The sequence below is a fragment of the Alteromonas sp. G4i35 genome, from assembly GCF_054960375.1.
This window is the reverse complement of sequence record NZ_JBHNZD010000004.1, coordinates 96346-108951: the sequence shown is the minus strand read 5'-3', so window position 1 is coordinate 108951 and position 12606 is coordinate 96346. Positions and strand designations below refer to the sequence as shown.

The following is a 12606-nucleotide window of genomic DNA, read 5'->3' as shown; positions in this document are numbered from 1 at the left end:
GGCAAATAAATTGCCCCTTGTACAGCAATGCATTTGTGCTTTCTAGCCAACCAGAGCCAATAGAATACCTGCGGCAACCGCACTACCTAGCACGCCAGCCACGTTAGGCCCCATTGCATGCATAAGTAAGAAGTTATGAGGGTTAGCTTCTAGCCCAACTTTGTTCACCACTCTGGCTGCCATCGGCACAGCAGAGACGCCAGCTGCGCCAATCAGTGGATTTATACTGCCACCCGACAGCTTACTCATTAGCTTGGCCATGAGTACGCCTGCGGCAGTGCCTATACCAAACGCGATAGCCCCAAGCCCCAAAATACCTAAAGTCTCGACCGTAAGGAATGCTTCAGCTGATAACTTTGATCCTACTGCTAAACCAAGGAAAATGGTGACCGTATTGATGAGCTCGTTTTGGGCTGTTTTGCTCAATCTGTCTACCACGCCACACTCTTTCATTAAGTTACCGAAGCAGAACATACCGACAAGTGGCGTTGCTGCAGGTAAAAACAAGATAGTCATAAACAGAACAGCAAGCGGGAAAATAATCTTCTCTCGCTTTGACACAGGTCGTAGTTGACCCATTTTTATCTCGCGTTCTTCTTTTGTGGTCAACACTTTCATGATGGGCGGCTGGATAATAGGCACCAACGCCATGTAAGAGTATGCAGCGACTGCAATCGCACCAAGCAAATCAGGTGCAAGCCGTGAGGCAAGGAAAATAGCCGTCGGCCCATCCGCGCCACCTATGATAGCAATGGCGCTCGCGTCCTTTAACGTAAACTCAAAGCCAGGTATAAGGTTTAACGCTATCGCGCCAAACAAGGTAGCAAAAATACCGAACTGCGCAGCTGCGCCAAGTAACAACATTTTGGGGTTAGCAATAAGCGCACTGAAATCAGTCATTGCGCCTACCCCCATAAAGATGAGCAGAGGAAATACCCCTGTATCTATGCCGATTTTGTATATGTAGTGCAGCAACCCACCCGCTTCTGAAAAACCAGCAATAGGGATGTTAGTAAGCAATGCACCAAAACCAATGGGCAGTAAAAGCAATGGCTCAAACTTTTTAACAATTGCCAAGTACAACAAGCCGAAACCCACTGCCATCATTATAAGCTGGCCGGCTTCAAAGTGCGCAAGCGCGGTACTATCCCAAAGTACCATTAACTTATCCATGTACTACCCCAATAAGATTAACGGTTGACCACTGGTTACGGCATCGCCCTCACCTACGGTAATGTCTGTGACCGTACCGGTGTATGCGGAGCGGATCTCTGTCTCCATTTTCATGGCTTCTAAGATCATCACCACATCGCCTTCTGACACGCTGTCGCCGTTTCTCACCAAGACTTTGAACACGTTACCTGCAAGCGGTGCATCAATAGACTGAGAAGAAGTAGAGGCTGATGGCGCAGCACTCTTAGTTTGAGGCTGTGCTTGCGTCTGAGAGCCACTAGCAGGTGTAACGCTCGTCAGCGTACCTGAAGGCGCCACTTCAACGCGATACACTTTTCCATCTACATTTACATCGTAAGTTTCACTCGTTGTAGCCCCCTGTGAGTTTGACTTGGCGTCAGCAGGCTTAGGTGCATTCGAACTTTGTGATTCTTGATCGCTAGGTGCAGGTTCAAATGCGTCAGGGTTTCCGCGGTTTTCGATAAATTTAAGGCCTATCTGTGGGAATAAGGCATAAGTCAAAACATCGTCAATTTTATCGTCTGACAGCGATAGTTGCTTTTTCTCAGCCAGTTCATCAAGCTCTTTACTCAGTGTATCCAGCTCTGGTGCAATATTGTCAGCAGGCCGGCATGTCACGGGCTCTGCGCCATCAAGCACACGCGCCTGCAACTCCTTGTTTACTGGTGCTGCGGTAGCGCCATATTCACCTTTAAGAACGCCTGCGGTTTCTTTTGTAATGCTTTTGTAACGCTCGCCGGTGAGTACGTTAAGCACTGACTGCGTGCCCACGATTTGTGAGGTTGGCGTAACAAGAGGAATGAACCCAAGATCTTCCCTTACCCGTGGAATTTCTTTTAACACTTCTTCGAATTTATCTTCAGCGCCCTGCTCTTTAAGCTGACTTTCCATGTTGGTTAGCATTCCGCCCGGTACTTGAGCCAAAAGAATACGTGCATCTACCCCTTTGAGACTGCCTTCGAACTTGCTGTATTTCTTTCTTACTTCCCTGAAGTAACTGGCAATTTCTTCTAGTTCGGGTAGTGCAATACCCGTATCGCGCTCTGTACCTTCTACGATAGAAACCATGGTCTCAGTTGCGCTATGACCATAAGTCATGCTCATTGAAGAAATAGCCGTGTCCAGCATATCAATGCCGGCATCGATAGCTTTTTGATACGTCGCCGTACTCAACCCTGTTGTGGCATGGCACTGCATGGCAATAGGTACATCAACCGTTTCTTTTAATCCGGTAATCAATGCCTCGCACTCGTACGGTTTTAAAAGCCCAGCCATATCTTTTACGCAGATAGAATGAACCCCTAGGTCTTCAAGCTGTTTCGCCATTTCGAGCCAAAGCTTAAGATTGTGCACAGGGCTTACCGTATAAGAAATTGTCCCTTGCGCGTGAGCGCCACTGTCTATGGTCGCTTTTATTGCGGTTTTCAAATTCCTAATGTCATTCATGGCATCAAAAATTCTAAATACATCTACGCCACTTTCGTGAGCACGCTCTACAAAGCGAGTGACAACATCGTCAGCATAATGGCGGTAACCCAATAGATTTTGACCACGCAACAGCATTTGCTGTTTCGTGTTAGGCATGGCTGCTTTTAGCTTTCTGATGCGCTCCCAAGGGTCTTCCCCTAAATAACGAATACAGGCATCGAATGTAGCACCACCCCAAGATTCAACTGACCAAAAGCCAGCTTTATCTAGTTTTTCCGCTATGGGAAGCATATCTTCAATACGCATGCGCGTAGCAAGAAGGGATTGGTGGGCATCACGCAGAACCAGCTCGGTAAGGGCCAGAGGCTTAGACATGGTAACTCCTGATTAGGCTTTATTTTTTAGAATTTTGGCGATGGGTATGAATTGCGGCAGAAATAGCTGCGATAACGTTTCCGTCTATTCCTGGTTGTACCGCTTGATTGTTTCGACTCAAATTAGCTGAAGGCCCTTTTAAATTAGCTGAAGGCACTGCTGTTTCACCGGGAAAAGCTTCACAAAATCGGGCAATGAGATGAATACTCACAATAAGAAGCCCTAAGAATGAGAAAACGAATACCATTCCTATAAGCATAAGAGAAGCTGCTTCAAAGAGCAGGCTAGCGACGGATCCCGAATCCATATTCAATCCTGTTGTTATTTTGTACCTGAATAAGTATCACGTGGTTTTTCAAAACACAACAAAGCAGCATAAAAAACCACTTTAAAATGAATAAAACCCGCCAAAATGAAACTTAATGCATTATTCTTTAATAAATTTGCAACAAAAGTATATTTTAGGAATTAGCATAAGCGTTGCCGATGCCAGCAATCTACATTTACGTTCATTTATACTCACGCCTTAATGAAAGCCTATATTTTCCGTAAAGTCACTGTCTAGCTGTTTAGCGAAATCTTTCGCATGCATCGCCAACAATACCAATCCGCATAGATAATCGCCCACTCAGAAGGCGCTGGCAAGTTTCCTAGCAAAGCGTGGGAATGCAGGAATGGCTGTTCCCTTTCAAATTCCCAGAATGCAGCTAGGAAGCTTGCCAGACCTTCCCGAAGGGCGAGTTTAAAATGTCCGTACTCTTTGTTGTGTCACCTCGATGTAGAACCACTATACCTACGGTAACACGCCGCGATTACGAACATTTTAACTCTCGCTGAGTGGGTGATTATCTATGCGGACTGGTATAAATCTAGCTGCATATGTCGTTCATCCTCGGGTACGTAAGCAGGCACATTTACTGGGCTTCCCTCACAGTCCACCGCCATAAAAGTTATAAAACAGCGATTTGCGACCGACGTAGTGTTTTCCGTGGCGTCGCCCGATTTAACCACAACATAGATATGCATACTTGACGCTCCAGTGTGTACCAACGATGCGGTTATCTCAACTAGCTGACCTACTTTTATAGGTTTTATGAAACGTATGCCATTGGCAGACACCGTGACGCAGTAACATTTGGACCACTGCGCGGCACAGGCATAGGCTGCTTGGTCAATCCATTTCATTAAGCTGTTATAGAGAGCATGCCACCGTGAACGTTACCGCCAAAGTTTACGTCGGTAGGTTCTGCTAAAAATCGAAAAGTAGTAGATGGATGTGCCATAGCGTACCTCGCGCTTTACTGCTGTTAGACACATTAAGTTTAGCTTAAATTTTGAACAGCGCGCTTAGACGAAAGTGGAGAGAACAAAAATAAAAGGAGTAGAAATGAAAAAACCCACCTAAAAAGGTGGGTTTTTCAATATGGCGCGTGTGGAAGGATTCGAACCTCCGACCGCCTGGTTCGTAGCCAGGTACTCTATCCAGCTGAGCTACACACGCGTAAACTTGTGTACTTTTGAATTCTACCTCAAAAGGTGACGCTTTAAAATAAGTGGCGCGTGTGGAAGGATTCGAACCTCCGACCGCCTGGTTCGTAGCCAGGTACTCTATCCAGCTGAGCTACACACGCGCAAAACTTGTTGTTGGCCGTCACTGCCAACGAATAATGGCGGAGAGGGAGGGATTCGAACCCTCGATACGCGTATATGCGTATGGTTCCTTAGCAGGGAACTGGTTTCAGCCACTCACCCACCTCTCCTTGACTGCGGGGTGCATTTTACGGATTCATTGGCCTGAGTCAAACCTTTTTTATAAAGAAATTGTTCACCCGCTGCCATTTTAAACGATTCGAGCAAAAAACCAGTAATTTGTTCGCAATACAAGCAATTAAACCGAATTTTATTTAACGATGCTCGTTAATTTGCATTTGAATATGCGCAGCTTCATTGCAGTTTTAACTGACCCGCCTTAATAATTTAGTCAATTTTTCAAAAATAATATCAAAAAGTTTTGAATTTAATTGTTCATAACCAAGTACGCTGATTCGTATTACTTACTTAAGTTATTTAAAAACGCTCCAAAATCTCAAATAAAGCGGTAAATGTCTCTATTTAAAAATCGTCCACCCAGAAGGCATTGTGCTAGAAAAAAGCTGTGCACGACCCAGAGACTTAACTTGGTCGTTAGCGCGAGACATCACAACGTCATTTCTGGCGAAATAGAACAGAAACAATAGACTTGCGCTAAAGCCCGATAAGATTTACTCACTTAAAACAAAAAAGGCCAGCGTAAGCTGACCTTTTCCAATGAAGCGTATAATGCAATTATTCTGCAGAGCCTGGCTGACCGCCTTTTTCTGCTTGAATGCGCATGTATATCTCTTCACGGTGCACAGAAACTTCTTTTGGTGCATTCACACCGATACGTACCTGATTCCCTTTTACACCTAGTACGGTAACGGTTACATCGTCACCAACCATAAGCGTTTCACCAACTCGACGAGTCAAAATAAGCATTCGCTTGCTCCTGTTCCTTAATACTGAACATCATCCATTAAGATTTGCCAACCCATCGGCACGACCCGATGGAAGCGACAGTGATTCCATGTTTCTGCGTCACTTCAAAAACTCACTGTTATACACAAAAATAATTATAGCTTATCTTGTAACCAAGCGTTAACCGAATCTAGCGCCTGGCCCAAGTTTTCAGGCTGGTCACCGCCTGCCTGTGCCATATCTGGACGACCGCCCCCTTTGCCACCTACTTGTGATGCAACAAAGTTAACTAGCTCGCCCGCTTTAACTTTACTAGTGAGGTTTTTAGTAACGCCAGCAATAAGATTCACTTTCGCGTCATTAGCCACACCTAATACTACGATCCCTTCACCAATTCGGTTTTTAATGTCATCCATCATTGAACGCAATGACTTCGCTTCAACACCTTCCAAATTCGCAATAAGAACTTTAACGCCATTTATCTCTACTGCATTACTAAGCATATCAGCACCTTGCTGACTCGCCAGTTTTTGTTTCGCAGAATTGAGTGCTTTTTCTAGTTCTTTAGTCTGATTTTGTAGAGAAACTACGCGATCAAGTACATTTTGGCTGTCTGTTTTCAATAACGCAGACAATGAAGACAGTGTCGCTTGTTGGGTTTGCACGACTTCAAGTGCATGCTCGCCAGTAACTGCTTCGATACGTCGAACGCCCGATGCAATACCCGCTTCACTGGTAATTTTAAACAAGCCAATATCACCAGTACGTGTAACGTGAGTACCACCACACAGCTCAACAGAGAATGGCCCCATGGTTACCACGCGAACTTTTTCGTCGTACTTTTCACCAAATAGCGCCATTGCGCCTGATGCTTTGGCTTCATCCAAATCCATTAGTTCAGTTGCTAACGTGTGATTTGCACGAATTTCTTGGTTAACTCGTCTTTCAATCTCAGCAAGCTGCTCAGCCGTTACCGCCTCAAAATGCGAGAAGTCAAAACGCATGCGCGGCGCTTCAACCAATGAACCTTTCTGAGTTACGTGCTCACCTAAAATTTCACGCAGTGCTGCATGAAGTAAATGCGTTGCGCTGTGGTTCTTTTTAATGGCTTCACGATTTGCTGCATCAATCGCTGCGGTTGCCGTATCACCTTTAGATACCGAACCTTTAGCAATACCTTTGTGTGCAAACGCATTACCCATTTTTTGGGTGTCGGTAACGATGAATTCACCGTTTGCCACGCGAAGCACACCTTTATCTCCAGCCTGACCACCACTTTCAGCGTAGAACGGTGTGCTGTCTAATACCACAACGCCTTCTTGACCGTCTTCAAGCTTCTCAACAAACGCATTGTCGGCAATAAGTTCAACCACATTCGCCTGGCCTTCTACATCGGTGTACCCAGTAAATGAGGTTGTGTGGTCAATGGCGAGTTTACTATTGTAGTCTGCACCAAAGTTGCTAGCCTGCTGTGCACGGGCACGCTGTGCTTGCATAGCAGCTTCAAAACCTTCTTCGTCAATCTTAAGGTCGTGCTCTCGTGCTACATCATTGGTTAAATCAGTAGGGAAACCATAGGTGTCGTAAAGCTTGAACACTACGTCACCCGGCACTGTGTCGCCTTCTAGAGTTTCTAATGTATCGTTTAGGATAGCCATACCACGGGCTAACGTTTTGCTAAACTGCTCTTCTTCAACACGTAGTACTTTTTCAATAACCGGTAGCTGGTCTACAAGTTCTGGATACGCTTCAGCCATTTCTTTGGCAAGTGATGCCACAAGTTTATAGAAGAAGATATCGTTTGCGCCAAGCTGATAGCCGTGGCGAACAGCGCGACGAATAATGCGGCGTAATACGTATCCGCGCCCTTCATTTGATGGCATAACGCCATCGCAAATTAAGAAGCTGCACGAACGAATGTGATCGGCGATAACCCGTAGCGATTTACTTTCTAAATCTTCGCTTCCAACAATTGATGCTGCTGATTTGATCAAGTTTTGGAAAAGGTCGATCTCGTAGTTGCTGTGCACGTTCTGCAAGATAGCGGAAATACGCTCTAGGCCCATACCGGTATCGATTGAAGGCTTAGGGAGTGGCTCCATGGTACCGTCAGCTTGTTTGTTAAACTGCATAAATACCAGGTTCCAAATTTCGATAAAGCGGTCGCCGTCTTCTTCTGGTGTTCCCGGAGGACCTCCCCAAATGTGCGCACCGTGATCGTAAAAGATTTCAGAACAAGGACCACATGGACCGGTATCGCCCATAGACCAGAAGTTATCTGACGTGCTAATGCGAATAATCTTTTCTTTTGGAACACCAATATGGTTTTCCCAGATGTCGAAAGCTTCGTCATCTTCAGAATAAACGGTGACTAAGAGCTTTTCTTTTGGCAAACCAATTTCTTTGGTAAGGAAATTCCATGCAAACTCTATCGCTTCTTTTTTGAAATAATCGCCAAAGCTGAAATTACCCAGCATTTCAAAAAAGGTATGGTGACGCGCAGTGTAACCTACGTTCTCAAGGTCGTTATGCTTACCACCTGCGCGAACGCAGCGCTGTGACGATACCGCACGGGTATAGCTGCGTTTTTCCGCACCTAAAAAACAGTCTTTAAACTGGTTCATGCCCGCGTTGGTAAAAAGAAGTGTGGGATCATCTGCCGGAACCAGTGACGAGCTCGCCACCGCTTGGTGGCCATGGCTTTTAAAATAATCGATAAACTTGTTACGTAAGTCAGCAGTTGATAATGTCATTGAAAACCTAACTTCCTTTATTCTATTTTTGAAACGTGCGATTTGCCTGTTCTAATGAGCTTTATAATCGGGGCAGTTTGCGAATACGCAATACGCTTATCCTCGCTATAATTCTCTGGATAATTAAAATGCACACAAATTTGCGCAACAATACCATGGATAACGCAATTTTGTTAAGTGTAACGGGGAGAAGATAGGCTCAAATTTCACTTTAAGTAGACGAAAATAGCCAGTATTCATAAAACGAATCGCCAACGGCATCTATTTGTCGGTAAACATGAGCATAAACCAGCCGTTTTAGCTAGATTCGTTTGCGCTTACAGCATATTCAATGTGATCTTGGTAAAAGCCACGATATTGAAGAAATTGTTTCTGCTTTTGTCTCAACGCGAATTCGGTTTCATAAAACTCGCCAAACTTTTTCTCTTTTACTTTTTTAGCACTTTCAAACCAGTCAGCGTCAATCTCTCTCATTGCGTGTTCTGCGGTACTTTCATCTACACCGTATTGCTGTAAGTCTAATTTAATTGCGCGGGGTCCCTTCCCTTTTAAATACAGTGCGCGAGCTCGGCTTTCTGCAAATCTAGCATCGCTTTGGATATCAGCATCTTTGAATTCCTCCAGAATAGGCATGAAAGCATCACTCGCTATTCCCTTCTGCTGCAACTTTCGCATAATCTCGTTAAAGCTATGCTCTCGTCGTGCCAGCATGCGAGTAATCGCGTCGGTAATGATTTTTCGGTCGAACTCTGACATTTTTGTAAACTTACTCTTCTGTATTAAACGTAGAAACCGCGTTATTTTAGCGTTAGTTACTCGTACATTGCGACTATCTAGCGTTTTACGCACTTAACCTCTACATGATGTAAACTGCATGACAGCATCCAACTATCGCATAACAATAATAGATTCGATTGAACAGATCTCTAAAGAGCGCTGGCAATACCTCGCAAAAGAATCGGGTCCTTTCGTTTCTTATGAATTTTTACATGCGCTAGAACGCAGCGGCTCGTGCAGCAATGAATCTGGGTGGCAGCCTTGCCATATTGCTATAGCGCAGAGCCAGCATGGGCCTGTTAATCTCGTTATTCCCGGCTACCTGAAAACTCACAGCTACGGTGAATACGTGTTTGACCACGCATGGGCTAATGCTTATGCACAGCACGGTCTCGACTATTATCCTAAATGGATATCGGCCATCCCCTTCACGCCTGTAACAGGCTCTAGACTACTTTCTGATGGACACATTGCGCTTACTCCGTCACTTTTAAGTGAACTGGAAAATACATTGACAGCGTATGTAGAGTCCGTATTTGGTGAGGCTTTATCTTCTTTTCATTGGCTATTTCCCAATGAAAGCACCTCGGCTCAACTTATTGGTAAAGGCGAGCCTGAGGCCAGTGCATTAGCCGCTGATTTGCCTAATGACCAATTCAAAGTTCAACCCAGTATTCCCAACCACTACCTGACCCGATACGCAGTTCAGTTTCAGTGGCATAACTACGGTTATGGTGATTTCGACGATTTTCTTAACGCGCTTACCTCCCGCAAAAGAAAAGATATCAAGAAAAGTCGACGTAAACTGAACGAGCAAGGCGTCCGCTTTACCCATCATACTGGCAATGAGATTAGTCCAGAGACACTGCAGTTTTTCACAAAGTGTTACAAAGCAACCTATTTAAAACGAAGCGGTCACGTGGGATATTTGAACGATGCGTTCTTCGAGCAGCTAGTCGAGAGCATGAGCGATAACATGCTTATAGTGACGGCAATAGAGAATGAGGTAGCAGTAGCCAGCGCCCTCTTTTTCTATGATGAGACAGGACTGTATGGCAGATACTGGGGAGCACTGAAAGAAATAGACGGGCTACATTTTGCCTGCTGTTATTTTGAAGGCATTGAATTCGCCATTGAGAAAAAGCTATCGCTTTTTAATCCCGGCACCCAAGGTGAACATAAAATACTTCGAGGCTTCGAGCCCATTTATTGCCGTTCTCATCACAAATTACAACATCCGTCGTTTCACACTGCTGTAGCAGACTTTTTACAGCGAGAAACGCCACATATCGCAAGCTATTTTAATCAGGCACGGAATGCTTTACCGTTTAACAAGGAATTTGTGCCTACTTTAAAAACAACGAGTGTCACTGCACCTAACGACGACACTTATAATCACAACGAGAAAAACGATGAAATATAAACTTCTTGCCGTAGCGATTACGGCATCTTTGGGACTTGCTGGTTGCGGTCAGCCTGAACAAGCCCAAGAACAAACCAGCAATGTTGAAGCGCCAGAAATGAAGGGCGAAGCGGAACTAGGCTCTTTTGGCGTAGACTTGACCGCTCGCAATGAAGCGGTAAAACCTGGTGATGACTTCTTCATGTACGCGAGCGGTACATGGTACGACAACTACGAGCTGCCCGCTGACAAAACTCGCTACGGCGCGTTTACGGGTCTTGCAGAGCGTAGTGAAGAGCAAGTTAAAAACATCATTGATGGGCTAATGGAAAAGTCTTCACTAAATGCAGAAGAGAAGCTTGTTCACGACTTTTTCGTTGCTTATATGGATACCGATACTATCAACGAGAAAGGTATTGAGCCAATTAAAGACGTACTCACGTCTATCGATAGCATTGAAAACAAAACTGACCTAACCAAAGCATTTGGTAACAGCTGGTTAGTAGGCTCAACCACGCCAATTGGCGGCGGTATGTGGTACAACCGCCTTGACCCAAATGAATACCAATTAAGTGTTGGTGTTGGTGGTTTAGGCCTTCCTGATCGCGACTACTACCTGAGCGATAGCGAACGTTTTGTTAAAATTCGTGAAGCTTATGTAGCGCACATCGAGCAGATGCTAAATTTTGCAGGCGAAGAAAACGCAGCTGAAAAAGCGGCGAACATTCTTGCCCTTGAAACACAAATTGCAGAAATTCAGTGGCCTCGCGAAAAACGCCGTGACCGCGATCTTACTCTTAACCAGATTGAACGTAGCAAGCTGTCTGACGAGTACCCTGGCTTTGATTGGGATACGTATTTTGCTCAAACCGGTTATAAGGTACCTGAGCTAAATATTACACAGCCTGAGCCAGTAAAAGACGTTATTAAAATTATTAACGAAGCTGATCTCGCTGATTGGAAGTCGTACTTGAAATATCACACTATTTCAAACAATGCGGATTTCCTTTCTGAAGATATCTACCTAGCCAACTTTGACTTCTTTGGTCGTACACTAAGCGGTCAGCAAGAGCCTCGTCCTCGTTGGAAACGCGCAGTGAGCCAAATGTCTGGTACTGAGTCACTTGGTTTTGCTATCGGCAAGATCTACGTAAACGAATACTTCCCAGAAAGCTCAAAAGAGCAGATGGCAGAGCTGGTTGAAAACTTGCGTACAGCACTAGGTGAGCGTATTGAAAACCTAGACTGGATGAGCGAAGAAACCAAGGTAAATGCCAAAGAAAAGCTAATGGCATTTAACCCTAAAATTGGCTACCCAGACGAATGGCAGTCTTTCGACGGCGTAACCATCAGCGACAAAGACTTAGTAGGCAATGTTCGAAACCTACGCACATTCTTCCAAGACCAATCGGTAGAACGTGAGCTAGAGAAAACGGATCGCAATCGCTGGGGTATGACACCGCAGCGCGTTAACGCCTACTACAATAGCTCGTTCAACGAAATTGTATTCCCAGCGGCTATTTTGCAACCACCATTCTTTGATCCAAACGCCGACGCAGCAGTTAACTACGGTGCAATCGGTGCGGTAATTGGTCACGAAATGGGACATGGTTTTGACGATCAAGGCTCGAAGTCAGATGCAAACGGTATTCAGCGCAATTGGTGGACCGATGCTGACCGCGCAGCGTTTGAAGAAAAAGCGGATATGCTAGCCGAGCAATACAGCCAGTACGAGCCTATCGAAGGTAACTTCGTAAATGGTCGCAACAGCTTGGGTGAAAACATTGGTGACGTGGGTGGTCTAGCCATGGCTTACCACGCCTACAAACTTAGCCTTAACGGCAAAGAAGCGCCGGTAATTGACGGCCTAACAGGCGATCAGCGTTTCTTCCTTGCATGGGCACAAGTGTGGAAAGAAAAACGCACTGAAGAAAGCATGCTGAATCAACTTCGCGCAGGTACACACGCGCCTGGTCGTTATCGTGCACAAGCTCCAAGAAACCATGATGCATGGTATGAAGCGTTTGACGTGAAACCAGGTGATGCACTTTATCTTGCGCCAGAAGAGCGCGTAAGAATTTGGTAACTCATTGAGTTAAGCACTTAGTGAGCACATGCTAGCTTCTCGCGCCGGATAGCGATTTGTATCTGGCGCCAGCTAATACCAGTCCGCATAGCTCA

Annotated in this window: 8 protein-coding genes, 3 tRNA genes and 1 pseudogene; 2 read left to right on the top strand and 10 right to left on the bottom strand. The window is 45.2% G+C overall.

The genetic code is table 11. The features are described from left to right. Positions 1-42: 42 nt before the first annotated feature. From ACFI6L_RS03410 to ACFI6L_RS03365, 10 genes and pseudogenes are all read right to left on the bottom strand, one after another. Entirely contained in the window at positions 43-1173 is a 1131-nt protein-coding gene (locus ACFI6L_RS03410; RefSeq protein ID WP_462573417.1) for a sodium ion-translocating decarboxylase subunit beta, read from the bottom strand. A 3-nt stretch (positions 1174-1176) separates the two neighbouring features. Continuing rightward, positions 1177-2997, bottom strand: a complete 1821-nt coding sequence (oadA, locus tag ACFI6L_RS03405) for a sodium-extruding oxaloacetate decarboxylase subunit alpha (RefSeq protein ID WP_462573416.1) — start codon at positions 2995-2997, stop codon at positions 1177-1179. A gap of 19 nt (positions 2998-3016) precedes the next feature. Next, positions 3017-3304, bottom strand: a complete 288-nt coding sequence (locus ACFI6L_RS03400; RefSeq protein WP_462573415.1) for an OadG family protein — start codon at positions 3302-3304, stop codon at positions 3017-3019. 542 nt (positions 3305-3846) lie between these two features. After that, positions 3847-4280 (bottom strand): annotated as a pseudogene (locus ACFI6L_RS03395) (acyl-CoA thioesterase). A 141-nt stretch (positions 4281-4421) separates the two neighbouring features. Beyond that, positions 4422-4498, bottom strand: a tRNA-Arg gene (locus tag ACFI6L_RS03390). 53 nt (positions 4499-4551) lie between these two features. Next, positions 4552-4628 (bottom strand) — tRNA-Arg (locus tag ACFI6L_RS03385). A 37-nt stretch (positions 4629-4665) separates the two neighbouring features. Then, positions 4666-4757, bottom strand: a tRNA-Ser gene (locus tag ACFI6L_RS03380). Between the two features lie 565 nt (positions 4758-5322). Further along, positions 5323-5514 (bottom strand): carbon storage regulator CsrA, encoded by a 192-nt coding sequence (csrA, locus tag ACFI6L_RS03375; RefSeq protein ID WP_012517705.1) that lies wholly within the window; start codon positions 5512-5514, stop codon positions 5323-5325. A 134-nt stretch (positions 5515-5648) separates the two neighbouring features. Then, positions 5649-8246, bottom strand: coding sequence for an alanine--tRNA ligase (gene alaS / locus ACFI6L_RS03370; RefSeq protein WP_462573414.1), 2598 nt, complete (start codon positions 8244-8246; stop codon positions 5649-5651). 297 nt (positions 8247-8543) lie between these two features. After that, entirely contained in the window at positions 8544-9002 is a 459-nt protein-coding gene (locus ACFI6L_RS03365) for a regulatory protein RecX (RefSeq protein WP_014948670.1), read from the bottom strand. A 118-nt stretch (positions 9003-9120) separates the two neighbouring features. On the opposite strand from ACFI6L_RS03365, the gene ACFI6L_RS03360 reads away from it, so the two are divergent. Together ACFI6L_RS03360 and ACFI6L_RS03355 are read left to right on the top strand one after the other, a co-directional pair. Continuing rightward, positions 9121-10446 carry a GNAT family N-acetyltransferase gene (locus ACFI6L_RS03360; RefSeq protein WP_462573413.1) on the top strand — a complete coding sequence of 442 codons (1326 nt, stop codon included), beginning with the start codon at positions 9121-9123 and terminating at the stop codon, positions 10444-10446. Next, entirely contained in the window at positions 10436-12511 is a 2076-nt protein-coding gene (locus ACFI6L_RS03355) for a M13 family metallopeptidase (RefSeq protein WP_110287704.1), read from the top strand. Before ACFI6L_RS03360 ends, ACFI6L_RS03355 begins: the two co-directional genes overlap by 11 nt. Positions 12512-12606 lie beyond the last annotated feature (95 nt).